Origin of the sequence: Nocardia sp. NPDC058480 (assembly GCF_042720495.1) — a bacterium.
In the GTDB taxonomy this organism is placed as follows: Bacteria; Actinomycetota; Actinomycetes; order Mycobacteriales; family Mycobacteriaceae; genus Nocardia.
Map to the genome: position 1 here is coordinate 1 of NZ_JBHXMN010000004.1, position 23946 is coordinate 23946.

The 23946-nt window shown below is 66.4% G+C and carries 23 protein-coding genes; 13 read left to right on the top strand and 10 right to left on the bottom strand.

The window, feature by feature from the left end:
* Nucleotides 1-183: 183 nt before the first annotated feature.
* A complete protein-coding gene (locus ACFWO8_RS11690) occupies nucleotides 184-1542 on the top strand; it encodes a sulfotransferase (protein WP_378948326.1) in 1359 nt (452 codons plus the stop codon).
* Nucleotides 1543-1646: 104 nt separating this feature from the next.
* Here the strand turns inward: ACFWO8_RS11690 and ACFWO8_RS11695 are convergent, their stop codons facing one another.
* Nucleotides 1647-2429 carry a dioxygenase gene (locus ACFWO8_RS11695; RefSeq protein WP_378948329.1) on the bottom strand — a complete coding sequence of 261 codons (783 nt, stop codon included), beginning with the start codon at nucleotides 2427-2429 and terminating at the stop codon, nucleotides 1647-1649.
* Nucleotides 2430-2528: 99 nt separating this feature from the next.
* Here ACFWO8_RS11695 and ACFWO8_RS11700 point away from each other — a divergent pair, with 99 nt between their 5' ends.
* The 6 genes from ACFWO8_RS11700 to ACFWO8_RS11725 all read left to right on the top strand — a co-directional run bounded on the left by ACFWO8_RS11700 (nucleotide 2529) and on the right by ACFWO8_RS11725 (nucleotide 9290).
* Nucleotides 2529-3023 (top strand): MarR family winged helix-turn-helix transcriptional regulator, encoded by a 495-nt coding sequence (locus ACFWO8_RS11700; protein ID WP_378948332.1) that lies wholly within the window; start codon nucleotides 2529-2531, stop codon nucleotides 3021-3023.
* A gap of 40 nt (nucleotides 3024-3063) precedes the next feature.
* Nucleotides 3064-4263, top strand: coding sequence for a PucR family transcriptional regulator (locus tag ACFWO8_RS11705; protein ID WP_378948335.1), 1200 nt, complete (start codon nucleotides 3064-3066; stop codon nucleotides 4261-4263).
* Nucleotides 4264-4424: 161 nt separating this feature from the next.
* Nucleotides 4425-5873 carry a dihydrolipoyl dehydrogenase gene (gene lpdA, locus ACFWO8_RS11710; protein WP_378948338.1) on the top strand — a complete coding sequence of 483 codons (1449 nt, stop codon included), beginning with the start codon at nucleotides 4425-4427 and terminating at the stop codon, nucleotides 5871-5873.
* A gap of 11 nt (nucleotides 5874-5884) precedes the next feature.
* Nucleotides 5885-6979 (top strand): pyruvate dehydrogenase (acetyl-transferring) E1 component subunit alpha, encoded by a 1095-nt coding sequence (gene pdhA, locus ACFWO8_RS11715; RefSeq protein ID WP_378948341.1) that lies wholly within the window; start codon nucleotides 5885-5887, stop codon nucleotides 6977-6979.
* A 19-nt stretch (nucleotides 6980-6998) separates the two neighbouring features.
* The gene (locus ACFWO8_RS11720) at nucleotides 6999-7982 is read left to right on the top strand and encodes an alpha-ketoacid dehydrogenase subunit beta (protein WP_378948346.1); all 984 of its coding nucleotides are present in this window, start codon (nucleotides 6999-7001) and stop codon (nucleotides 7980-7982) included.
* A 27-nt stretch (nucleotides 7983-8009) separates the two neighbouring features.
* Nucleotides 8010-9290 carry a dihydrolipoamide acetyltransferase family protein gene (locus tag ACFWO8_RS11725; RefSeq protein WP_378948349.1) on the top strand — a complete coding sequence of 427 codons (1281 nt, stop codon included), beginning with the start codon at nucleotides 8010-8012 and terminating at the stop codon, nucleotides 9288-9290.
* A gap of 95 nt (nucleotides 9291-9385) precedes the next feature.
* On the opposite strand, the gene ACFWO8_RS11730 is transcribed toward ACFWO8_RS11725, so the two are convergent.
* The 3 genes from ACFWO8_RS11730 to ACFWO8_RS11740 form a co-directional block, all read right to left on the bottom strand.
* Nucleotides 9386-10525 (bottom strand): AI-2E family transporter, encoded by a 1140-nt coding sequence (locus ACFWO8_RS11730; protein ID WP_378948352.1) that lies wholly within the window; start codon nucleotides 10523-10525, stop codon nucleotides 9386-9388.
* A 70-nt stretch (nucleotides 10526-10595) separates the two neighbouring features.
* Nucleotides 10596-12383 (bottom strand): FAD-dependent oxidoreductase, encoded by a 1788-nt coding sequence (locus tag ACFWO8_RS11735; protein WP_378948356.1) that lies wholly within the window; start codon nucleotides 12381-12383, stop codon nucleotides 10596-10598.
* Nucleotides 12376-13797 (bottom strand): NAD(P)/FAD-dependent oxidoreductase, encoded by a 1422-nt coding sequence (locus tag ACFWO8_RS11740; protein WP_378948359.1) that lies wholly within the window; start codon nucleotides 13795-13797, stop codon nucleotides 12376-12378. The genes ACFWO8_RS11735 and ACFWO8_RS11740 overlap by 8 nt, the downstream gene beginning before the upstream one ends.
* A gap of 202 nt (nucleotides 13798-13999) precedes the next feature.
* Here ACFWO8_RS11740 and ACFWO8_RS11745 point away from each other — a divergent pair, with 202 nt between their 5' ends.
* Nucleotides 14000-14638 (top strand): TetR/AcrR family transcriptional regulator, encoded by a 639-nt coding sequence (locus ACFWO8_RS11745; RefSeq protein WP_378948362.1) that lies wholly within the window; start codon nucleotides 14000-14002, stop codon nucleotides 14636-14638.
* Nucleotides 14639-14651: 13 nt separating this feature from the next.
* On the opposite strand, the gene ACFWO8_RS11750 is transcribed toward ACFWO8_RS11745, so the two are convergent.
* Nucleotides 14652-14816 (bottom strand): hypothetical protein, encoded by a 165-nt coding sequence (locus tag ACFWO8_RS11750; protein WP_378948366.1) that lies wholly within the window; start codon nucleotides 14814-14816, stop codon nucleotides 14652-14654.
* 152 nt (nucleotides 14817-14968) lie between these two features.
* On the opposite strand from ACFWO8_RS11750, the gene ACFWO8_RS11755 reads away from it, so the two are divergent.
* Nucleotides 14969-15886 (top strand): helix-turn-helix domain-containing protein, encoded by a 918-nt coding sequence (locus ACFWO8_RS11755; protein ID WP_378948369.1) that lies wholly within the window; start codon nucleotides 14969-14971, stop codon nucleotides 15884-15886.
* Between the two features lie 23 nt (nucleotides 15887-15909).
* On the top strand, nucleotides 15910-16740 hold the full coding sequence (locus ACFWO8_RS11760) for an SAM-dependent methyltransferase (protein ID WP_378948372.1): 831 nt from the start codon (nucleotides 15910-15912) through the stop codon (nucleotides 16738-16740).
* 53 nt (nucleotides 16741-16793) lie between these two features.
* On the opposite strand, the gene ACFWO8_RS11765 is transcribed toward ACFWO8_RS11760, so the two are convergent.
* The gene (locus ACFWO8_RS11765) at nucleotides 16794-18074 is read right to left on the bottom strand and encodes a class I SAM-dependent methyltransferase (protein WP_378948375.1); all 1281 of its coding nucleotides are present in this window, start codon (nucleotides 18072-18074) and stop codon (nucleotides 16794-16796) included.
* Nucleotides 18075-18146: 72 nt separating this feature from the next.
* Nucleotides 18147-18539 (bottom strand): hypothetical protein, encoded by a 393-nt coding sequence (locus tag ACFWO8_RS11770; protein WP_378948378.1) that lies wholly within the window; start codon nucleotides 18537-18539, stop codon nucleotides 18147-18149.
* Between the two features lie 170 nt (nucleotides 18540-18709).
* Here ACFWO8_RS11770 and ACFWO8_RS11775 point away from each other — a divergent pair, with 170 nt between their 5' ends.
* Nucleotides 18710-18937, top strand: a complete 228-nt coding sequence (locus tag ACFWO8_RS11775) for a hypothetical protein (protein WP_378948381.1) — start codon at nucleotides 18710-18712, stop codon at nucleotides 18935-18937.
* Nucleotides 18934-19317 carry a DUF1304 domain-containing protein gene (locus ACFWO8_RS11780; RefSeq protein ID WP_378948384.1) on the top strand — a complete coding sequence of 128 codons (384 nt, stop codon included), beginning with the start codon at nucleotides 18934-18936 and terminating at the stop codon, nucleotides 19315-19317. The genes ACFWO8_RS11775 and ACFWO8_RS11780 overlap by 4 nt, the downstream gene beginning before the upstream one ends.
* A gap of 28 nt (nucleotides 19318-19345) precedes the next feature.
* On the opposite strand, the gene ACFWO8_RS11785 is transcribed toward ACFWO8_RS11780, so the two are convergent.
* Both ACFWO8_RS11785 and ACFWO8_RS11790 read right to left on the bottom strand, forming a co-directional pair.
* Nucleotides 19346-20548, bottom strand: a complete 1203-nt coding sequence (locus ACFWO8_RS11785; RefSeq protein ID WP_378948387.1) for an AI-2E family transporter — start codon at nucleotides 20546-20548, stop codon at nucleotides 19346-19348.
* Between the two features lie 26 nt (nucleotides 20549-20574).
* Nucleotides 20575-22416 (bottom strand): glycoside hydrolase family 15 protein, encoded by a 1842-nt coding sequence (locus ACFWO8_RS11790; RefSeq protein ID WP_378948390.1) that lies wholly within the window; start codon nucleotides 22414-22416, stop codon nucleotides 20575-20577.
* A 235-nt stretch (nucleotides 22417-22651) separates the two neighbouring features.
* Here ACFWO8_RS11790 and ACFWO8_RS11795 point away from each other — a divergent pair, with 235 nt between their 5' ends.
* Nucleotides 22652-22843 carry a hypothetical protein gene (locus tag ACFWO8_RS11795; RefSeq protein ID WP_378948393.1) on the top strand — a complete coding sequence of 64 codons (192 nt, stop codon included), beginning with the start codon at nucleotides 22652-22654 and terminating at the stop codon, nucleotides 22841-22843.
* Here the strand turns inward: ACFWO8_RS11795 and ACFWO8_RS11800 are convergent.
* Nucleotides 22833-23822 (bottom strand): AraC family transcriptional regulator ligand-binding domain-containing protein, encoded by a 990-nt coding sequence (locus tag ACFWO8_RS11800; RefSeq protein ID WP_378948396.1) that lies wholly within the window; start codon nucleotides 23820-23822, stop codon nucleotides 22833-22835. The two genes, ACFWO8_RS11795 and ACFWO8_RS11800, sit on opposite strands and share 11 nt — an antisense overlap.
* Nucleotides 23823-23946 lie beyond the last annotated feature (124 nt).

The following is a 23946-nucleotide window of genomic DNA, read 5'->3' on the forward strand; positions in this document are numbered from 1 at the left end:
TTCACCGCAGGCAGCCCCCAGGAAGCCCTTGACTGCGCCTGCGATCTCTACCTCGGACACTGACCCCCGAACGACTTACGGGCGTGACCACTTAGTCGCACCGCGCCATCCGGGCTCACTACCTGCAACATCGTGCATCATCACGACGTAGCAGTGCCCGTGGTGACGGAGCTGCTGCAGCGTATGTCACCGCTCCCGCTGACTCTGGTCTCCGAACCGCTGACGAATCCGAACCTGTACGAGCGCAGTGTCATTCGTAGCCCTGCTCGCGTCGTCATCCCCTATTTGGCACACCGCCGGACATTCGACGACACCACGTCTCGCCGGTTGATCGGCCCACCGACTCGTGAGACCACAGTCGACCTGAACTACCTGCTCTCCGGTATCGGGTTCGACCGCGAAATCGCGGAGACAGGCGCAAACGAGCCAGCGCCGGACCGCATCGCTGCCCGCACGATCCCAGCCCCGCAACCGATCCCGGCACCGCCACTGATTCGGGACGTTACGGCCGTCCGGGGGCTGACATTCGTGGTCACCACAGGCCGCAGCGGATCCACCGCCGTCTCACGCATTCTGCGCGCGCATCCAGATGTGTTGAGTCTCAATGAGTTCTTTCTGTCGGTACGGACCTCGACAACTCCCGACACCATCCTGACCGCCGAACAATTCTGGCAGGTCCTGGCCGATCCGCATCCGTTGTTCGACCCGATGATTCGCGGCGGTTCCGGCATACCCGAACTGCTCTACCCCCATCTGTCCGGCACTCGGTTCGACGCAGACTCCACAGGCATCCCCGCGATCAGTCTGATGACACTGCCCCACCTGTCCGACACACCCGATATGGCCTTCGACGAACTGTCCGTCGAGGTCTCCGGGTGGCCCGAACAGCGTGTCGCACAACACTTCCGCTCACTGTTCGGGTGGCTTGCGGCACGCTTCGGCGGATCGGTCGTCGTCGAACGCTCCGGCATGTCACTGGGCTGGGCCACCTGGTTGCGCCACAGCTTCCCCGACGCGCGCTTTGTCCACCTCTACCGAAACGGTCCCGATACCGCGCTGTCCATGAGCCGCCAGACCGGCTACCGCATGATGGCCCTCATCCAAGACGGGCTCGACCTACTTGCCCTCGGTGATGCCGGGACTGAACGGTACTGGCAGTTCGACCCAGCGGCTATCCCGGCCGAGGCCGCCGAACTGCTCGGCGACCGCATCGACTCCGATTACCTCGCCGACCTCGACATACCCCTGAGCCGATTCGGACGGATGTGGTCACAACTCGTCCACATCGGCACCACCGCCCTCGCAGACCTGCCACCAGACCGGCATCTCCCGCTGTCCTTCGAGCGCCTGCTCACCAGACCGACCGAAGAACTGACGCAGCTGGCCGCATTCCTCGATATCGACCCCGATCCCACTTGGCTTGCCCGTAGCGCCGCCACCCTCGATACCACCCGCATCGGTACCGCCCATCAGCTCACTGCCGACGACTACCGTGCATTGATCGAAACCTGCGATCCCGGAACACAACTCCTGTCCCTCTGAGTTCCGCGGACGTGCTGAACTCGCGGCTGATCTGTTCTCGCCGCTTCGCATGATCATGTCCTTGGCTCGGGTAGGCCAGGCTGAGGTACCGGACCGGGGTTGTCTCAGCCGAGCTGGATGGAGCGTTTGGACAAACCCAGCCAGAAGTCGTCGATGACGGTGCGCTGGGTGGTGATGTCGTCGGCGCCCGCGCCGAGTGTGACGAAGAGTGGGGCGAAGTGTTCGGTGCGCGGATGCGCCAATCGTGATGCGGGGGCTTTGTCTTCGAAGTCGAGCAGCGTGTCGATGTCGCCCGCGGCAAGAGCGCGGTGGCCCCAGTCGTCGAACTCGGTCATCACCGGATGCACCGAGCCGTCATGGGTCAGCGCGCGCAGATTGTGGGTGAAGAACCCGCTTCCGATGATCAGTACGCCTTCTTCTCGCAGTGGTGCCAGTTTCCGGCCGATTTCCATGAGTCCGACAGGGTCCAGTGTCGGCATCGACATCTGCAGGACCGGTACCTGTGCGTCCGGGTACATCTCCACCAGTGGCACGTAGGCGCCGTGATCGAGTCCTCGGTGCGCGGCATCCTGCACCGATCGCCCGGGTCCGCGGAGGAGTTTGCGTACCTTCTCGGCCAGTTCCGGCGCTCCGGGTGCGGGGTAGGTGACCTCGTAGTAGTGCTGCGGGAAGCCGCCGAAGTCGTACACCAGAGGCACGGTGGTCGTCGCGCCGAGAGTGATCGGAGCGTCCTCCCAGTGGGCCGAGATCATGAGGATTGCGGTGGGTTCGGGTAGCTCGGCGGACCAGGCGGCGAGCTGGCCCGGCCAGATCGGATCGTCGGCCAGCGGTGGCGCACCGTGGGAGAGGTAGAGCACCGGCATCGGGGCGGTGTGGTCTGCGTTCATGTTCTTCTCTCACCCTCCGGTCATGTTGTTCGAATTTGAACTACATAGTCGAAGGTACATCATTATTCGAATTTGAACAATGTGCGTTAAGCTGGGGTAATGGATCAACCGAGGTGGCTGAACGAGGACGAGAGCCGCGCCTGGCATGCCCTCATCGCTGGGTGGTCGTTACTGAACCGGCAGATCGAGGCTCAGCTCAAGAACGATGCCGGGCTCTCCCACGTCCAATACGAGGTGCTCGTCCGTCTCGACGCGGCGCCGGGCGGGCGACTGCGGATGACCGAGCTCGCCGACGCGCTGTTCAACTCCAAGAGCGGGCTGACCTATCAGATCGGCCAGCTGGAGAAGGCAGGGCTGGTCCGGCGCGAGTTGTGTTCCACCGATGTCCGGGGCGTCAACGCCAGTCTCACCGATGCCGGTCGCGATGCCCTGCGTCAGGCGGCCCCTGGCCATGTCGGCCTCGTCCGCGAGGCCTTCATCGATGTGCTGACACCCGAGCAGCTCACCGCCATCGCGGAGGGTCTGGGGAAGGTAGCTCACCGCATGCAATCACCCACTGCCGAACGCCCAGGGCGTGATGGCCGGTCGAGGTGATGATCCTGATCAGCGGCGCCCGCGCGTAGCGTCTAGCGACATGGCCGCGCGACCCGAACACACCCCGCCCCCGGCGGGCACCAGGCAGTTGGTGGCCGCGTGCCGAACCGAGATTCCTGGGCTGACCCGGCAGCTGATCGCCGCGATCTTCACCGACATTCCGGAGTGGACCGACTACTCGCCGGTCAGCCGGGACGACCTGCGCCATGCGTGCTGCCGCTATCTGACCAGGGTGCTCGATCTTGTCGCCGGCGACGTGACCGGCCCGGACCGCGACGATGTCGCCGCGGCCATCGGCCGCAATCGCGCGGCGCAGGGCGTGCCGCTGGAGGTCATGTTGCGGACGTTCCGGCTCGGCGGTCAGATCGTGTGGGAGGCGCTACTCGACAGGGCGGGCGAACTCCCGCCCGGCGAGGTCCGCAAGATCGGGGTGGCCACCTGGTCCGCCATCGACGGCATGTCGTCGGCGTTGGTCACTTCCTATCGCAGCACCGAACTGGAGCAGGTACGTCGCGACGAGCGTCGTCGACATGGGTTGATCGAAGAGCTGCTGGCGGGCAGTGCGCGCGACGCGACGTTCGCCGCGCGTGCGGCGCGCGAGCTGAACTTGCCCGCCCACGGCGGGTACCTGGTGGTCGCGGTGCGCGGCGACCGGCCGAATGTGGAGATCGGTACCGAGACCGCGTTGGCGGCCTTGGGGGTTCGGTCGGTATGGCACGATCGCGTCGACACCGTGGTGGGGCTGGTCTCGCTCGAGCAGCGGGATGGTTCGGCTGTACTGGACCAGGTGCGGAATCGGATCCGGGGCCGGGCAGCGGCTTCGCCCGTGGTGCAGGGATTGGCGCACATCGAGACGGGGCATGCGCTGGCGATGCTCGGCTTGGAAACCTTGCCCGCGGCGGCGGGGGGTTTGGTGTCGTTGGAGGAGCGCTACCCGGAAGCGCTGTTGCTGCGCTCGCCCGACCTGACCGCGCTGATGATCGCTCGCACCCTCGGCCCGGTGCTGGCACTGCCGGCGAAGGAGCACGAGATCTTGTTGCGCACGCTGGCGATCTGGCTGGAGGAGAACTGTTCGGCGGCGAATGCCGCGCCCCGGCTGCACTGCCATCGCAACACCGTGATCAACCGGCTACAGCGGATCTCCTCGCTGTTGGGTCGGCGACTGGAAGGACAACGGTCCTACCTGGAGCTTTCCCTCGCCTTGGCCGCACTGGAGATGGGCGTGAACACACCCGGCTGAGGGCCACGCCGCTGCGACCGATTGGGCGCTGCGCCCATTCTCTAGCCCCGAATTCTGGGCTGTCGGTAGATTGTTTGTGCATTTGTGGACCACAAGACTCGACAGATGACCCGAGCCGCAACCGTGGATGGGTTGATCGTTCGAGCTGAGGAGCACCACGAGTGCCGGAATTCGATCTATTGGTGATCGGTGGTGGACCGGGCGGATACGTGGCCGCGATCCGCGCCGCGCAACGCGGCCTGAAGGTCTGCGTTGTAGAGAAGGAGCGCCCCGGCGGCGTATGCCTGAACTGGGGTTGCATCCCAACCAAAGCGATGCTGCGCTCGGCCGAGGTGTTCCAGACCCTCGCCACCGCAGCGGAATTCGGTGTTTACGCCGATAATGTGCGCTACGACTTCGCCGCGGTGCGGCAACGCAAAGACGGCATCGTCAAAGAGCTGACCGACGGTGTCGCGGGCCTGTTGAAGGCCAACGGGGTCACGGTGATCGAGGGTCATGCCCGGTTCGTCGAACCGACCGTCGTGGAGGTACACGAGGTCGGCGCCTCGCCGATCTTCGACGGCGGCCCCCGCTACGCCGCCGCCGCGGGAAACGCGATGCGCCGGGTGAGCGCGCGCGACGTGATCGTGGCGACCGGCTCGGTGCCCGCACAGCTGCCGATCCCGGGCGCGGGATTGCCCGGCGTCGTCACCTCCGATGGCGCGTTCGGGTTGACCGAGGTGCCGCGACGGTTGGTGATCATCGGCGGCAGCGCGGTCGGGGCGGAATGGGCCAGCCTGTTCGCCACGTTCGGTAGCCAGGTCATGGTCGTGGAGATGCAGGACCGCCTGGTTCCGTTGGAGGACAAGGAGATCGGTGACGCGCTCGGCCGGTCGTTCCGCAAGCGCGGCATCACCGTCCTGACCGGCGCCACGGTCACCGCCATCGCCGAGGGCGACGCGCTGCGGGTGTCGGTCGGCGGTTCGGCGGCACAGAACCTCGACGCCGACGTCGTGCTGGTCGGCGTCGGGCGACGTCCGAACACTTCTGAGCTAGGCCTCGACGTGGCCGGAATCGCCACGGACGCACGCGGTTTCATCGAGGTCGACGATCAACTACGCACCGGGGTCGAGCACGTGTACGCGATCGGCGATGTGACCGGGCGGGCCCTGCTCGCCCACGTCGCCTCACACCAGGGCATCACCGCAGCCGAGGTGATCGCCGGCCACGACGCCCACATCGACTACTCGGTCATCCCGGCCGCGACGTTCACCCACCCGGAGATCGCGAGCGTCGGTCTCACCGAAGAAGCCGCCCGCGCCGCCGGCCACGAGGTGATCACCGCGAAGTTCCCGTTCGCGGCGCTGGGCCGGGCCAAGACTTTCGGCGAGACCGAGGGGTTCATCAAAATCGTTGCGGGGCAGGCACATCAGGAAGTGCTCGGCGTGCACATCATCGGTCCCTCTGCCAGCGATCTGATCGCCGAGGGCGCACTCGCGATCTCGCTGGAAGCCACACTCGACGAGCTGGCCGACACCATTCACGCCCACCCCACTCTCGGCGAGATCGGTATGGAGGCGGCCATGGCCGGACTCGGACTGCCGGTACACATCGCGCCACGCAAGCGTTGAGGAGCTCGACCATGACCACGACCACCGTGCGGATCAAGCCAACCCGCAAGCCGACGAAAACCGATCCCGGGACAGACGTCGAATCCGCTGTCGCGACGGAAGATCCCGAGACCCTTCGTGGTCTCTATCGCGACATGCTGTTCGTGCGACGCTTCGAGGAGCGCACCGCACAGAGCTACCAGCAGGCCAAGATCGGCGGCTACTGCCATCTCAATCTCGGTGAAGAAGCCACCGTGGTCGGCCTGGGTGCCGCGATGCGCCCCACCGACTACCTGTTCACCAACTATCGCGAACACGGATACGCACTGGCTAAAGGCATCGAGGCCGGTCGAGTGATGGCTGAGCTCTACGGCCGCACCACCGGCACCTCGAAGGGCTGGGGTGGCTCGATGCACATGTACGACACCGCGACCCGTCTGCTCGGCGGCTACGCCATTGTGGGCGGACAGGTTCCCCTGGCCATCGGCGCCGCACTGGCCATCGACTACAACGACGGCGACGACGTAGTGGTGTGCCAGATGGGGGAGGGCACCACCAACATCGGCGCCTTCCACGAATCGCTCAATATCGCGGCGCTGTGGCGGCTGCCGGTGGTGTTCCTGGTGATCAACAACCAGACCGGCATGGGCACCACGGTCGAGAAGTCCTCGGCCGAACCGGATCTGTGGAAGCGCGCCGCCGCCTATCGCATGCGTGGTGAGCGGGTCGACGGCACCGATGTGCTGGCCGTGCGCGACCTGGCGAGCGAACTCATCGAAGACGCCCGCCGCGAAGGCAAACCCGCACTGCTCGAAGCGGTGAGCTATCGCCTCAAAGGCCACTCGGTCGTCGACCCGGCCAAGTACCGCAGCACCGACACGGTCGCCACGGCCCGCGAGCACGATCCGATCGTGCTGTGGGAGCAGCGTCTGCTCGCCGCCGGGGTGCTCACCGAACAGTCGCTGGCCGATCTCGACCGCGAGGTGGCCGACGGGGTCGCCGCCGCCGTCGAATTCGCCGACTCGAGCCCACATCCGGAGCCGTCGAGCTTGTTCGACTACACCTACGCCACCCCGGTGCCGGGCGATTCCCGCCGTCTGCCCGCCGATCCGCTCTTCACCCACTGAGGACTCCACTGTGCCTGTCATGACCTATCGCGAAGCGCTGCGCGAAACCCTGCGCGAAGAGATGCGACGCGATGACGACGTTTTTCTGATCGGTGAGGAGATCGGCGTCTTCGAAGGCTCCTACAAGATCACCGCCGGTCTGCTCGAGGAGTTCGGCGAGAAGCGGGTGCGCGACACCCCCATTGCCGAGGAAGGTTTCGTCGGTGCGGCGATCGGCGCCGCGATGCTGGGGTTGCGTCCGGTCGTGGAGATCATGACGATCAACTTCTCGCTGCTGGCGCTGGATCAGATCGTCAACCACGCCGCGAAGATCTACGGCATGTTCGGCGGGCAGACCAACGTGCCCATGGTGATCCGGACTCCCGGTGGCGGCGGCCAGCAACTCGGGGCGACCCATTCGCAGAATATCGAGCTGTACTACGCCTTCGTGCCCGGTCTCAAGGTCGTGGCACCCAGCACTCCCGCGGATGCGCGGGCATTGCTCAAGGCCGCGATCGAGGACGACGATCCGGTGCTGTTCCTGGAGAACCTGTCGCTCTACAACACCAAAGGCGAAGTTCCCGAGGATCTTCCACCTGTTCAGATCGGCAAAGCCGCGGTCACCCGGGAAGGCACCGACATCACGCTGATCGGCTATTCCCGCATGGCCACCGTCGCCACCGAGGTCGCACAACGCCTTGCGGCCGAGGGTATTTCGGTGGAGGTGATCGATCTGCGCAGCCTGCGTCCGCTGGACCGCGACACCATCGTGGCCTCGGTCCGCAAGACCGGTTGCGCGGTCATCGGCGAGGACGACTGGCTCACCTACGGTATCGGCGCGGAAATCGCGGCATCGATTTCCGATGGCGCGTTCGACTATCTCGACGCCCCTGTTCGTCGCGTCGCGATGGCTGAGGTCCCGCTGCCCTATGCCAAGCCGTTGGAGAAGCTCGCCCTGCCGTCTGCGGAATCGCTCTATACCGCGGTGACGGAAACCCTGGCGGCCGTCGGCCGGCGGCGCTGAGAACCAGGAATAGGACGGACACAAGTCATGCCTGAAATCGTCATGCCCCGGCTCTCCGACACCATGGAGGACGGCGTCGTCTCCGCCTGGCTCAAGCAGGTCGGCGACCAGATCACCCGCGGCGAGATCGTCGCCGAGATCGAGACCGACAAAGCCCTGATGGAGCTCGAGGCCTACGACGACGGAGTCCTCGAAAAGATCCTCGCCGAGCCCGGCGTTCGTGTCCCGATCGGCGAACCTATCGCGATCGTCGGAGATGGCACCACATCGACTGCGGATTCCGTGGTACGAGGCACCGCTACAGCGGCCACGCAAACGAGCGTCGCACCCTCCGGCGTCGGCTCGACCGCCCAAGACACTGGGCCGCACCGTGATTCGCACAGTGAGACCGGCTCTGGCTCGCCCCGGACCGTGATCAAGTCCTCGCCCCTCGCCCGCAAGATCGCACGCGAGTTGCAGGTCGATATGGGCACTGTCGTGGGCACCGGTCCCGGCGGGCGGGTCACGAAACGAGACGTGGAGGCCGCTCACAGCGCCGGCGCCGCCACTCCCAGTGCCATCGCGACGCCGTCACGCGAAACGAGTGCGGTTGCTGTGCACCCTGTTCCGGTGTCAGGGGAGTTCGAGGAGGTCGCGCTGACGAACATTCAGCGCGTCTCGGCCATTCGGCTCACCGAGAGTAAGCAGCAGGCACCGCACTTCTACGTGACCAGCGCGATCGACGTGACCGAGTTGTTCGCCTTCCGGGGCCGGATCAACGCGACGCTGGACGCGGCGGGCGAAGGCAAGGTCAGTGTGAACGATCTGCTCGTCAAGGCCGTAGCCGTCGCTCTGCGAAAGAATCCCTCGATCAACGTCAGCTTCGCGGGTGATAAGCTGTTGCGGCACAAGGGAATCCATCTCGGCGTCGCGGTGGCGACCCCGGCCGGGCTGCTCGTTCCGGTGATCCGTGACGCGGACCGCAAGAGTGTGTCCGAGATCGCGACCGAGAGCCGTGACAAAGCGACCCGCGCCCGCGATCGCAAGCTCCGCGCAGACGAGATGTCGGGCGGCACGTTCACGATCTCCAACCTCGGCATGTTCGGCATCGAGCAATTCACCGCGGTCATCAACTCGCCCGAGTCCGCGATCCTCGCGGTCGGAGCGGCGGCCGACGAGCTACGCCTGGATGGCGACAATGTGGTCGCCCGCAAGATCCTTCGCGTGACTCTGTCAGCGGACCACCGCGCTATCGACGGCGCGGTCGCAGCCCAATTCCTGGCAAATCTGAAAGAACTGGTCGAAAACCCGTTGCGGATTGTGGCGTAGCGACGGGCGACTGGCAACGTCGACCTGATCGACGACTTCGGGTGGGGCCGGCCAACAGTGTGCGGGTTGGTCGGTGTCGCCGCCGGTGGCGCGGTTCAGTCGTGGGTGGGGGTTCGTTTCCGGCGCGGTGTCGTCTGTTCGATGCGCGGATCCTCGGTTACCGCAAAGTGTTTCACGTACTCGGACAGGAACGCCTGCAATGTCGCGGTGGCCGGGATGGCCAGGAGCGCACCGACCGCTCCGAGTAGCGCGCCACCGGCCAGCACGGACAGCAGGGCGATCGCGGCGTTGACGTCGACGGTGCGCGCGGTGATCCGAGGCTGCAGCAAGTAGTCCTGGAACCACTGGTAGACGACCGCGAACAACAGGATCCACACCGCGTCGAGCGGGTCGACCGTCAGCGCCACGAACACCGGGACGATCGCGGCGATGTAGGTACCGATGGTCGGGATGAACGCGGAGATCACGCCGAACCACACACCAAGGGCGATGGGGTTGGGGATGTGGAGGATCGACAGGAACACCCCGTGCGCGACGGCGGAGATGATTGCCAGGATCAGCCGCGAGAATAGGTAGCCGCCGGTTTTGTCGATGGCGAGGTCCCAGGCGTGCAGGAAGGTCTGTTGACGGGCAGGCGGTAGGAGCGAACACACGGTGCGCCGCACCCGCGGGCCGGCCGCGGTGAGGTAGACGCTGAACAGTGCGATGGTCAGGATCTGGGCCAGGCCGCCCAAGACCGTTGTCGACACGCCCCAGGCGTTGTCGGCGGCGGCGTGAGCGTAGCCCTCGATCAGGTCGGACTCGTGGAGCAGCCGCTGGCTCAGGTCGTGCACCGTGAAGTGCTGACCGAAGGTGTGATTGACCCAGGCGACGCCCTCGTTGAGCAGGCGCGGCGTCTCATGGGCCAGGTTGGTCGCCGTCTCCACCAGCAGCGTCACCAGCGCGGCCAGAAAGGCCAGGACACAGGCGAAGGTACCGACGAACACCAGGCCGGTGGCGAGTCCGCGCGGGACACCCCGTCGCACCAGCACCGCGACGGCCGGCTCCATCGCCAGGGAGACGAAGAACGCGACGAACAGGATGATCAGGAGGCCGGTCAGCCGGTGGAAGGCCCAGTCGGCGAGCAGGAACAGCCCGAAGAACACCAGAGCCAGCACCATCGCCCGGGGCAGCCACTTCGGCATTCTGGTCCGTGCGGGCGCCTGCGGGGCGTTGTCCGGGGAGTCGATGTCCACGGCTCCCAGTGTCGCCCCGGATCGGCCCATTTCCCGGCACCAACGCGGGCTCGGCTCGCAAGGTAATGGCTCAGCCGTCGAGTAGGTGCGGTAGGCCGGCGCGGAAGCGATCGGCATCGATGGCTTTGGCGGCAGCGAACGCGGGCAGGGATACCAGCGGGAAGATCTGCGCGCGGGGACTCGGGTCGTCGGCGGCATCGAGGATGGCGTTGGCAGCGGCGCGTCCGGATTCGTTGGCACCCTCCATGGTGGCCAGGTCGATGTGGTTGCGGACGTGATCACCGCCGAAGTAGAGGTTGGGAATCGCGCAGTGCGCATCGGGGCGATTGTCGTAGGAGCCGATCGTATTGACCAGCAGTGGGGTTTCGTTGTGGATGCTGCCGCCGGACCAGGTGATACCGGGGTCGAGGTGCCAGGAATGGATGTCCTCGTCGCGTAGCCAGTCGGTGCCGGTGTTGAGCCAGGCTTTGAGCTGAGCCCAGGTCTCGGTGGCGATCTCGTGCGCGGTGCACTCCTTGGCAGTGCGGCCGAAGCGGATTCCGGGTGTGTCCCAGTCGGAGATGTCCACCGACAGACATTCCAGCACCGAGCCGTCGCCGTAGGTCGCGGGGAAATCACCCACCCACATGGGAGCTTGGCGCAGGGCGGTGAGGGCCCAGGGGGAGCCGAGTGCGGCGATGTGTCCTTCGGGTATATCGGTCGTGCGGCGGAGGAAGAACTGGATGCCGACCATCCAGTCGGTGACGAGGTTTCGCATCCCGCCCAGGCGTGGATCGGCGTCGATGATCGCGTCGTCGAGGAGATCGACGGTGCGGTCGACGGGCATGGCGCACAGATAGTGATCGGCGGTCACCGTAGTGCTCCCACTCGTGCCGGTGATCGTTGCCGATGCGATGCGGCCGCCCGCCATCTGGAGCGCGGCAACTCCATGACCCATCACGAAGCGGACCCCGAGTGATCGTAAGTACTCGACCCACGGATCGATCCACGCGATGCTGGTCGGGCGGTTGAGAATACGGTCGACACCACCGGCGAACTGCGGGACCGTGCCGGACGCGGCGAGGACGAGTGCCTCGCCGATAGTACCGATGGTGCGTGCTGAGCTGGTCTGTGGTTTCGCGGCGACGGTGATCCGGGTGAGCGCGTTCACCAGATACTTCCGGTAGGCGGGCGACTTCCCCTCGGCATGCATGATCTGTTCCCAGGTCACGTATTCCCACTGGCCGAAGCGCCGTTCGGTGCTGGAGGTGAACCACACGAGCATCTGTTTGGCGAAGAACGCCAGCTCGTGTGCCGGTAGGTCGGGGATGAAGCCGAGCGCGCCGATGATGCTGTTGCGCACCAGTTCCGGCGTCAGTTGACTCAGTCCACCGATCTCGACCGGGGCGAAGATCGGCGGGAGATCCTGGAATCCGGCGACTGTCCCCTCGACCCGCACCAGGTTGTCGAGCACGCCGTTCGGGTTGCCGGGGAACGGGATTCGGCGCATCGTGTCGGGAACGTGCTGATAGCAGCCGGGGAAGAAGCGGAACCCGTGCTCTCCCGGCAGTTCCTGTCGACCGGGCGACGCTGTCCCCGGCACACCCATGCTGCGCGCTTTGCCACCGAGGAACGCGGGTTCGTAGACGGTGATGTCGTATCCGCGCTCGGCCAGTTCGTGAGCCGCGCTCAGACCGGCCATGCCGCCACCGAATATCGCCACCGTCTTACCGACGGAGCGCAACAGTGGCGTGCGCCGGGCGCTCGGCGCGGCGGCGACCGGGGGAGCGACGGTGAGTGCGGCGCCGGCGACGAGACCAGCGCGCAACGCGGTGCGGCGGGTGATCGGTGCTGACAACGGTGTCGGCTGATCAGGCATGGTGTTCTCCTGGACCTGCGATGGTGAGGGTAGCGGGCGGCGTGGATGGTGCCGCGGAGTGCGGTGCATTGCCGCGCAAGGTCGTTCGTGTGGTGCGCCATTCGCGGGTCGAGTCGCGGATCTCGCGCGCCATGTCGGTGAGGACGGCGGGCAGGTGCGCCCGCTGATGGCGCAACGCGCGGACCGCGAGACCGAGCGCGCGTGCCGGGGTGTAGAGCTCGGCGGGCCGGTGGGTGCGAGAGAAGATGCCCACGGTGATCTCCGCCAGCTCCGGATTACCGACGGCGCTGCGGTAGAGCTCGATCTCCAAGGGCCGCATGTTCTCACCACGGGCCAGCCGGTTGGTCCAGTGGAAGATCTCGCGGCACTCGATGACGCGACGGCGCTCCCACTCCGACAGCGCCGCGTCGAGTGCACGCGGGTCGTCGAGAGCTTCGACGACCGACTCGGCGAGCGTGCGTCCGTAGTGCAGTGCGTCGCGGATGCCCTGCGCGGTGACGGGATCCTTGAAATGTCCGGAGTCGCCGGGCAGGGCCCAACCGGGGCCCGCGGAACGACGGAAGTACGAGGAGATGCCGGTGGCGGAGCGAACCCGGCTCACCCGCTCACAGCCGCTCAGTCGGGTGGTCAGGTCCGGAATCCGGGCGAGGGCCTCGGCATAGCGGCGTTCCGCCGCGCCGGGACCGCGTCCGTGTTTGCTGACGGAGGGTGGCTGCACCAGGCTGAGCACCAGGCCGTCGTCGCACGGGAAGGCCGTGCCGAGGTCGGCGCCCGCACGCCACTGGGCGGCGATGTGGCGTGGGGCGTCGGCGGTGTCACGCCAGTACGCGAAGTAGCAGTCGCGCCCGCTGGGCACGGTCAGGAACGGCCGCTCGGCGCCCACCGCCCTGGCGATGGTGCTGCGCCGCCCGTCCGCGCCGACGACGAGCGCGGCGCGAAGCTCCACGATCTGGCCCGCGGCGTCGAGATAACGCACACCGGCGCAACGGTTTCCGTCCCACACCACCGAGGTCACCCGACAGCGTGGCCGCACCTCGGCGCCCGCGGCCTCCGCCGTGCGCAGCAGCGCGGCGTCGAGTCCGGTGCGGCGCACGCACATCGCGTAGTCGATGCCGTCGACCGGCGGAAAGCCGGAACCGACACCGTATCCGGCGCCCTGTGCGTATGCCCGCGTCAGCCGTGGCGCACCGAGAGCCTCGACGGCGGCCAACGCGTCGAGGCGCTGGAGTTCGGCCAGGCCGGCCGGCCAGAGCAGATGAGTGGACAGTGTGTCCGACGGCAAGGTGGCGGCGTCGAGCACGACGACGTCGCGGCCCGCCCCCGCCAGTGTCGCCGCGGTCGCCGATCCCGCGCAGCGCGCGCCGACCACGACAACGTCGACCCGTTCGACCGCGGTGGCAAGGGCATCGACCATGGGAACCGCCTCGGTCACTAAGTCTCGGACAGTGTGTCCGATTGATGATGAGACGGGCCGCGCACAGGTGTCAATAGCCAACCAGGACAGGGGGATTGCCGCGGCGCGTACCCCGCCGCCACGGCGGCCCGCTGCGCTACGGGCACAATAGGGCCATGGTCAATGCCAGCGCACCGGGTGCTGCCACGACGACGGTTCGCCGATGTCTTCGCTGACCCGTGTCCCGCGATCAGCGCGCAAACCCACCGACGACCGGCGGGCCGAATTCGAGCGTCGCGTACTGGCCGCGGTCGAAGACCTGCTCGCCGACGGAACGCCGTTCACCGAGATCGCCGTGCAGAAGATCGCCGCGGCCTCCGGGTCGGCCAGGTCAACCTTCTATCGCTACTTTCCGGACAAGAGCAGATTGCTGATCCGGATGGCCGAATTGGCGACCACCGATCTGTTCGCGGCGGCGGAATTATGGTGGAGTGCCGAGCACACCGATCAGCAGGCCGGCGTCGTGCGGGCAATGCGCGCGATGATCGGCGGATTCCGCGACCATCGCTATCTGCTGCTCGCGCTCAGCGAAGTCGGCTCCTACGACCGGGAAGTCGGTGCCTACTGGCGTTCCAGGGTGGCGACCTTCGCCGAACTGGTGCGCGCGCGGCTGGAGGCCGAACAGGCAGCGGGCCACGTTGCCCAGCAACTCGATCCCCGGGCCACCGCGCTGGTGCTCACCTCGATGGTCGAACGCACGATCTCCATCGCCTTCGCCGCCGAAACCGGTATCGGCGAGGAGGAATTGGCCGAATCGCTCGGGCGCGCGATCTGGCTCGTCATCTATGGGGACGCGCCTTAGTGCTCGATTCCGATCAGCCGAGCGCCTCGAGTTCGCGTTCGATAGCTGCTGCCGCGTAGTGCATTCCGGTGCCGCGCAGGTGCTCGATCCTGATGTGTACTTTGTCGATCCCGTACGACCGGACGACCTCGGCGATCCCGACCCTGCCGCACGGATCGGCGACGAATCCCGCGGTCATATCACTCATTCTCATTGCAAGCCCCTCCCAACCGATCCCCTCCGAGTCTACGGGTATGCACGTGCATCTGCACGTGCAGGGAGTTGAGTATCGGCATGTAAGAGGTTGTGGCACACTCAGGTTCGCGAAGCTTGTTGCCGACAGGAGTGGTCGTGAGTGAGGATTTGAGCGCTGTCGCTGGCGCCTGCACGGGTCCGGATCCGGATGAAGATCCCGCCCTGCTGCGCCGGGTGCTCGGGGTGCGCTTGCGGCGCTTGCGTGAGGCCGCCGGCATCAGCGGCGACGCTGCCGGTCGGATGATCCGCGCCTCGCACTCGAAGATCAGTCGGCTCGAAGCCGGCCGAGTCGGCTTCCGTGTCGCGGACGTCGACGATCTGCTGACGGCGTACGGAGTCCGTGATGCCGAACTGCGCGACGAATACCGGCGACTTGTGCAGCGGGCCAATCGGACCGGACGATGGCAAGCCGGTGCGGATCTCACGGTCGCGCGACCGGATACCTATCTGGCACTCGAGGATGCCGCCGCGATGATCCGTTGCTACGCGCCGAACTTGCTGCCCGATGTGGTGTGGACGCCCTCGTACGCGCACACGGTCTTCGCGATCGCCGATCGGCAACCGGCCACCGACATCCAGCGCCGCATCGAATTGCTGGCCCGGCGGCAACGACTGCTCACCCGTACCGATCCACCCCGGGCGTGGTTTGTCATCGAGGAAGCCGCGCTGCGCCGCCCGATCGGCGGGGCCGAGATCTGGCGGGGACAAATGGAACATCTCGCCGAGTTGGCGGAGCGTCCCAACATCACTGTGCAGGTGCTCCCCGATTACATCGGCGGCCCCGCTATCAGCGGCACCCCGTTCACCATGCTGCGGTTCGCGGCACCCGAGTTGAGCGATATCGCGCACTTTCTGCACCTGTCCGGCCCCCAGTTCCTCGAGAAGCCCAGCGAACTGGACCGATTCAACGCGGTCTGGGATCGGCTGTGTGTCTGCGCCCTTCCGCCCGAGCAGACCACTGCGCTCCTGGACACCCTCCGGACGGCCCCCTCTACTGTCGACCTCTCCTCGTAAACACCGATCAGAACAGAGATCCAATGTCCGACAACGCCTTCGGTGCCTCACTGTCCACCGATGTCGATACCACCATCGCCCACGAAGCACGCGTCTACGACTACTGGCTCGGGGGCAAGGACAACTACCCCGCGGACCGGGCACTCGGCGATGTCATCGCGGAGCATGTCCCTGCTATCAAGACGATGGCGCGCGCCAACCGCGCTTTCCTGAGCCGAGCGGTCCGGCACCTGGTCAGTGAAGCGGGGATCACCCAATTCCTCGATATCGGTACCGGAATACCCACGGCCGGAAACACGCACGAGGTCGCCCAGCAGCTCGACCCCAATGCGCGGGTCGTCTACGTCGACAAAGATCCGATCGTGCTCGCCCACGCCCGAGCGTTGATGAGCAGCACCGAGCAGGGCAGCACCCGATTCATTCACGCGGACCTGCACGACCCGCGGTCCATCCTCGACCACCCCGACCTCGCCAGCACCCTCGACCTCGACCAGCCGGTTGCCATCATGCTCGTCGCGATCATGATGTATTTCGCGGACAGCGACCGCCCCCAGGACGTCATCGCCGAGCTGCTCGACGCGGTCCCCGCCGGCAGCTACGTCGTCATCACCCACCCCACCGGGGATTTCGCGCCCGAGGCGATGGCCGGAGTCAAGGCGGCCGCGGAAGCGTCGGGCATCTCCTTTCACCCCCGCAGCAACTCCGAAACCAGCGAGCTGTTCGCCGGAACCACCCTCATCGAGCCGGGGCTGGTCCCCGTCGCCGCCTGGCGACCCGAACTCGTCGACCGTCCCGTCGCCGTCGCCGAGGCCGACAGTGCTTGGTACTGGGCAGGTATCGGTCGCAAATCCTGATTCCTGGTAGGCGCTCTCGAGCGACAGCGACGATCCCGGAACGCGCGGCGGGTTTATCCCCAGATGCGCCGTGTCGCGGGCATATCGGCGTTTCCCGTTGCTTCCGGGACGACGCCGAGTACCTGGTGAATTCCGAGTCCGCCGTCCTCGAAGCCCAAAGCGGAGGCGGCCATATAGAGCCGCCATATTCGTGCACGCCCTTCGCCGACGAGTGAAACCGCTTGTTCCCAACCGGTTTCCAGATTCGCGACCCAATGGCGAAGGGTCCGCGCGTAGTGCTCGCGCAGGGCCTCGACATCGCGAACCTCGAATCCGGCGCGTTCCATGGCCAGGACGACTTCGCCCACATCGACGAGTTCACCGTCCGGGAAGACATAGCGCCCGACGAACGAACTGTTGCGCATGACGGAGCCGCCCGGCGAGGAGATGGCGTGGTTGAGCAGCCGTCCGCGCGGGCGCAGCAATGCGCGCAGGGTGTCGAAGTACTCCGCGGCGCGCTTGGAGCCGACGTGTTCGAACATGCCGATCGAGGAGATGGCGTCGAACTCTTCGCCGCGCAGGTCCCGATAATCGGTCAGCCTGATCTCGACACTGCCCGACAGCCCCGCGTCGGCGACTCGTCGGCGGGCGAGCTCGACCTGAGCACTGCTGATCGTGACGCCGACAACCTGTGCCCCATAGGTCGCCGCCGCGTGCATGGCCATGGACCCCCAGCCGCATCCCACGTCGAGCAGGCGCATACCCGACTGGTCGGCCAATCCCAATTTGCGGCAGATCAGGTCGTGCTTGGCGCGCTGGGCGTCCGCCAATGAGCTGTCGTCCGGCACGAACCGGGCGCAGGAATAGGTCATGCTCGGTCCGAGCACCAGCCGGTAGAAGTCGTTGCCGACGTCGTAGTGATGACTGATCGCCGCCGCGTCGCGATGTTTGGTATGCAGGGGTCCGCGTGCTGGTCGCGCTTCCTCCGGTGGTCGTGGCGGGCGGCGACCGAGCGCCCCGAGCTGCCGGGCTGCGCCGATGGCCTGCCAGGCGGCACCGAGACCGAGGCGGGCGTCGTTCGGCGCGGTCGACTGGAGTGCTCGGAGCATCAGGAAGATGTCGCCGTCGAGATCCACTGTGCCGGAGACGAATGCACGCGCCAAGCCGAGTTCGCCGGGCGCCCAGACCAGGTGGCGCAGCGCATCCTCGGATCGCACACGCATCGTGCCGGGGCTGTCACCATCGGGTTGGATCGTGCTGCCGTCCCAGAATTCGAACCCCACCGCGGGGTGTGGGCCCAAGGAGGCTCGCAGCAGAGGTTCGAACGCGGCGGCGATCGTGGCCTGATTACCCATCCGACCACTATGGTCCGCGTCGCGTCGCTGGTGTGGCAACGACGCGGCGCCATCCGCTGGATCAGCGTCCGATCAGGGCGAGTCGAGCACGCTCACCGGAACGCCGTAGGGGAGAAACCGCACCCGACGGCGGTCGTCGGTGTTGTCGCGGTGGGCGCGTAAGGCTTCGAGCTCGTTCGGGAACACCTGGTCGATCCTGGCCTGACCGGCATCATCGACGGTGTAGATCGCCCACACACCGCTGCCGGTCTCACCGGTGGTTTCGCCCTCGGGTGCCGTTGAACGTGGGCGTTGCGGCTGGACGAACTGGCCGAGGAGCGACGACAGCGCACCGACGCCGACCTGATCCACGCGATCCAGGTATCCGGCGGCTTTCCCGAACAGTTCGTTGAGTTCGGCTCCCGTCCCACGTAGTGCGCGTTCGAAGTCTTCCGGATCGATGCCGAATGGCCCGGTGTTTGCCATCGTGTGTCCTCCTGCGGACGAGTTGGCTTGTCTCTCCACAGTGTGCTCGCCGAATGGCGGATTCGCCACGATGTCGCTGGCCGGTCCGCGGGTCGGTGCCAGGGATATGTCCGTTTTACTCGTAGGTTGATCACAGCCGTACTACTTCCACTTCGAGAAGGGGCTCACACGTGTCGACTCACAAGATCGCGGTCGCCACCGGCATCGTCACCGCTTTCCTGACCGCGGGCACTGTCTCCGCTCAGCCATCGGCACCCGTCCCACACCAGCAACACAGTGAGGTCGCCGGGAACGAGAATGGTGGCAAGGCCGGCAACGCGGACGATCCCGGGAGCGAAGCCGACGAGAAGGGCAAAGGTAAGGGGAAGGGCAAGGGCAAAGGCCAGGCGGATCGATGACCGCGATCGGATTGGTCTTCACCGGCGTGGCGGTGCTGCTGCACGGCTACATCTTCGTGATGGAGTCGCTGCAGTGGACGGCGGCGCGGACGCGAGCGACGTTCGGGATATCCGCGGCGGATGCGGAGGCCACCAAGGAGATGGCCTTCAATCAGGGGTTCTACAACCTCTTCCTGGCCGTTGTGGCGGCGTTCGGGATGGGGTTCACCGCGTTCGGCGACAAGGGAATCGGGCTCGCGCTGGTACTGGCCGGTGCAGGTTCGATGGTGGCGGCCGGCGTGGTACTGCTGGCGTCGTCACCAGGCAAGGCGCGTCCGGCCCTGATCCAGTTGGTCCCGCCGCTGATCGGTTGTGTCGCTGTGGTGATCGCCCGGCTCTGAGCATATCCGCGGCGAACGGCTGACCAGGCTATGCGCTGAGGTCGGGTGATGTGGCTGAGTCGGGTGATGGGGGGCCCACGGCTTCACCGATATCGGGTTCGTCTGTTTCTGGTCGTGAACCGGTGGCAGCGTCGATCTGCTCGCCGATGTAGCGGATCACCACCGCGACCATCGCGACCACCGGTACCGCGAGGAAGGCGCCGGTGATGCCGTAGAGCGAGCCGCCCGCGGCGACGGCGAGCAGCACGATAACGGCGTGCAATTCCATGCTGCGACTCTGGAGGACCGGTTGCAGCACATTGCCTTCCAGCTGTTGCACCGCGATGACGACGCCGAGCACGATCAGCGCTGTGGTGAGCCCGTTGCCGACCAGCGCGACGAGGACCGCGAGTGCACCGGCGACGAAAGCTCCGACCATCGGGACGAATCCACCGATGAAGGTGATCACCGACAGCACCAGCGCCAGCGGAACGTCGAGGATGAACAGTGCCGCGCCGATGAGTACGGCGTCGACCATGCTGACGATCGCCTGCGTACGGATGAATCCGCCCAGGGTCGCCCAGACTCGTTCCAGGACGGCTTCGACGTGGCGGCCGCTGCGGTTACCGAACACCCGATGCATCCAGGGCAGAAAACGTGTGCCGTCCTTCAGGAAGAAGAACACCAGCACCAAGACCAGAAACACGGTGATCAGGACCGAGGTGGCCGTAGACACGCCGGTGAACACACCGTTGGCGATCTGCGCGCCGCTGGACTGGAGTCGCCCAACGATCGCTTCGACCGCGGAATCGAGTTGCTCGTCGCGAATACGCAGCGGTGGTCCCTGGATCCAGTTGCGTACTTGGTTGACTCCGGCGGTGGCCTTGTCGGCGAGTTGGGGTGCCTGATCGGCCACCGAGGGCACGATCAGCGCGATGACCCCGGCCAGCAGTGCTACGAACGACAGCAGGGTGATCGACGCGGCCAGCGCGGGCCGCAGCTTGTGCTGGGTCAGCCAGCGGGTCGGCGGCCACAGAATGGTGGTCACCACGATCGCGAGTGCGACGGGCAGGATCACCACCCAGAGCCGGGCGGTGACGGTACCGAGTACCCACGCGCCGGCCGCGATCGCCACGATGCACAGTGACCATTTGGCCAGCCACAGGATCCCGCCGCCGATCGCGTCGCCGCGGTCACGCGACGGCTTTCCGTTCGGTTGTGCCCCACTGGTTTTCTGCACCGGCCCGCTCACGTTGCTAGTCTGGCACGCTCGCCGGATCAGTGCGTCGTCGACGGCGGCTCGTCCTCGACCCGATCGAGTTCTTCGTCGAGCGCGATGGCCGCGGTGATCAGGGCCAGGTGGGTGAAGGCCTGAGGGAAGTTGCCCAGCTGCTCGCCGGAGGGACCGATCTCCTCGGCGAACAGGCCGACGTGGTTGGCGTAGGTGAGCATCTTGTCGAAGGCGTAGCGGGCCTGTTGCAGGCGCCCGGTCCGGGCGAGGGCTTCGACGTAGAGGAAGCTGCACAGGTTGAAGGTGCCTTCGGCGCCGCGCAGGCCGTCGGGTGATGCCGCGGGGTCGTATCGGTAGACCAGGCTGTCACTGACCAGTTCCTTGTCCATCGCGTCGAGCGTGCTCAGCCACATCGGGTCGGTGGGGGAGAGGAACCCCATTCGGGGCATGAGCAGCAGCGAGGCGTCCAGTACGTCGGTGGCGTAGTGCTGCACGAATGCCTGGCGTTTGTCGCTCCAGCCCCGTTCGACGATCTGCCGGAAGACCGCGTCGCGTTCGGCTGTCCAGCGGGTCACGTCGGCGGGTCTGGCGTGCTCGGTCGCCATGCGGATGCTGCGGTCGAAGGCCACCCAGGTCATCAGTCGGCTGTAGGTGAATTCTTGGCGACCGCCACGGGTTTCCCAGATGCCCTCGTCGGGGCGGTCCCAGTTGTCCGCGAGCCAGTCGATGAGGCCGGTGAATGTCCGCCAGCCGGCAATGGCGGCCATATCCGATGCCTGCGCCAGCGCGTCGGCTGCCTCGCCGTAGATATCGAGCTGGATCTGGTCAGCTGCCCCATTGCCCACCCGCACCGGCGTCGAGCGCTGATATCCCTCCAGATGGGTCAGGGCCACCTCGTCCAGGTGGGGGTCGCCGTCGACGCGGTACATGATCTGCAAGGGTTCGCCGGAGGCGGTGCCGCCTGCTTCGACCCGTGCGCGCAGCCAGCGACGGAAGGCATAGGCCTCTTCCGTGAAACCGAGATCGACCAGCGCGCGCACCGACAGCGAAGCGTCCCGGATCCAGGTGTAGCGATAGTCCCAATTGCGTTCGCCCCCAATCTGTTCGGGCAATCCCATGGTGGCGGCGGCGATCGGCGCGCCGGTCGGGGCGTAGGTGAGCAGTTTGAGGGTGATCGCGGAACGGTTGACCATGTCGCGCCAGCGCCCGCGGTAGGTGGACGAGCGCAACCAGGTCTGCCAGAACAGACGGCACTGGTCGAATTCGTGGGCGATCGATGTCCACGCCGGTGCCGACGAGACTCCCGCGCCGGCCGAGCTGGTGGTCAGCACCACCGCCGCTCGCTCACCAGCGGACAGTGTGAATCGCGCGGTGATGTCCGCGCCGTCGGCGTGCAGGGTGATCGGGTCGGTGGACTGTAGGTGCAGATCGGCGGTGGCGGAACGGAAGACGGCGGTTCGTTCGTCGACTAGATCGAGGGTGTGGGTGGCGCGTGCGTAGTCGAACCGGGGGCGGCACGCGAGGGTGAACGTCAGACTGCCGCGTACCACTCGCACGACCCGAACCAGCCTGTGCCGTGCGGCGGGTTCGGTGCCGCGAATCGGTTCCATGAAATCGGCGACCTCGCCCACGCCGTCGGGTCCGGAGAACCGCGTCAACAGGATGGCGGTATCCGGAAGGTATAGCTGCCGGACGGTTACCGCACTGGTGGGTTCGACGGCGAGCGAACAATGTCCGCCCTTCTCGCTGTCGAGCAGCGACGCGAACACGCTCGGTGAATCGAATCGGGGAGCGCACCACCAGTCGATCGTCCCGGCGGCCGACACCAGCGCCGCGGTCTGCAAATCGCCGACGATGCCGTGCTCGTCGATCGGCGGGTACGTGTTCACGAACGCTCCTCGCCTCGGACCGCCCGTCCGTGCGGGCGGCGAGATTCAGCAAACCAGCCGACGTCGGCGACGCCCTCACCCGGAACGGGTGAATCCCCGCGCCAGGTCCGTGGACGACGGCTCGACGAGGTTGGCGCGTTCGGCACGAGATTGGCGCATTCTGTCCTTGTCGTGGCCCCGATGGAATTCGACACTTGCTTTCGTATTGTCGGTCTGCGAACGATGGGAGTGCGCGGTGTCGGTTACGAGGGAGAGCGCCACCGCCTATGTGATCTCCGCGCTGGAAGCAAAAGGAACCGCGACCCGTGACGATTTCGACGTCGCCGGGATAGTCACTGCGTTCCGGGACATCATCGATGGGTGGGATTTCCGGCTGTTGGAACGGGATACGTTCTGGCGGATCGCCTCGACCTACCTCAGGACGTGATGGCCCGGACCGGATGGGCACCCGCCCAGCGTCGGGCCGCCCTGCGCAGCGAGCCCGCATCGGAGTAGCCGAGGAGCTCGGCTTGCCTGGTGCCACTGAGCGACACCGCTTGCGATAACCGGGCACTGCGGGCGCGGTCCAGTTCGGCCCGCCACGTCGTGCCCGATTCGGTCAGCCGTCGTTGCAACGTTCGGGGGCTGACGTTGAGGATCCGGGCGACAGTATCGAGGGAGACCACCCCGGCCTCGATCGCTTCGTCCAAGGCGTCGGCCACCCGTTCGGGCCAGGCCGAGGCCAGGGTTGGTGGGGGTGCCAGCGCGGCGGCCAGCGGCTGCAGGACGGCGGCAAGTACTGGATCCGCGGTGGTCAGTGGCAGATCCAGGTCAGTCGCGCGGAAGGTCATGGAATCGGCTGGTGCGTCGAATTCCAGCGTGGCGGAACCGAAGACGGCGCGAAATCCGTCGACGCGCGCGGGAGCGGCCTGGCGCAGCGAGATGCGCACCGGGTTCAACGGATCGTCGACGACCCGGCGTGCGCGGCTCAGGACGGCCGACAATCCCCACAGTTGGGTGTGGTCCCGTCCACGACCTTCGCCATCGAGCATCTCGAGGTACAGGGTGGACTCGCCCTCGGCCTCGGACACCAGGTCGAAACGGTGATTGGTGGTGACCGCGGTGATGTAGGGACCGCAGGTGGCCAGCCCGGCGCCCAGCGTCGGCGCTGACGCGAACAGGTAGTCGTACAGGCCCAGGCTGGACAGCTTGTAGCGCCGGGCGACCTGCAGGGCGACGTCCGGGCCGAGACGATGTTCGCCGATCTCCCACAGCCGGGAGAACGTCGCACTGGGTAGATGCACGTCGTGGCCGGTCATCGACCAATCCGGGACCCCGGTGTCGCGAATCAGCTGCGCGCGATCCAGCCCGGCAGCGTCGAACTGGGAGATGACGAAACGATGCAGCAAACTCTGGTCGGTAGCCATGACGTCTCCTCGTGGCAGCATGCCGATCGGCGAACGGGTCGCGGCCGCAGACGTCGACCGATAGGGGAGAGTCCGTCGGTCAACGTCTGTCGTTTCGAGATCGGCACCTTTTGGTGTGATCCGG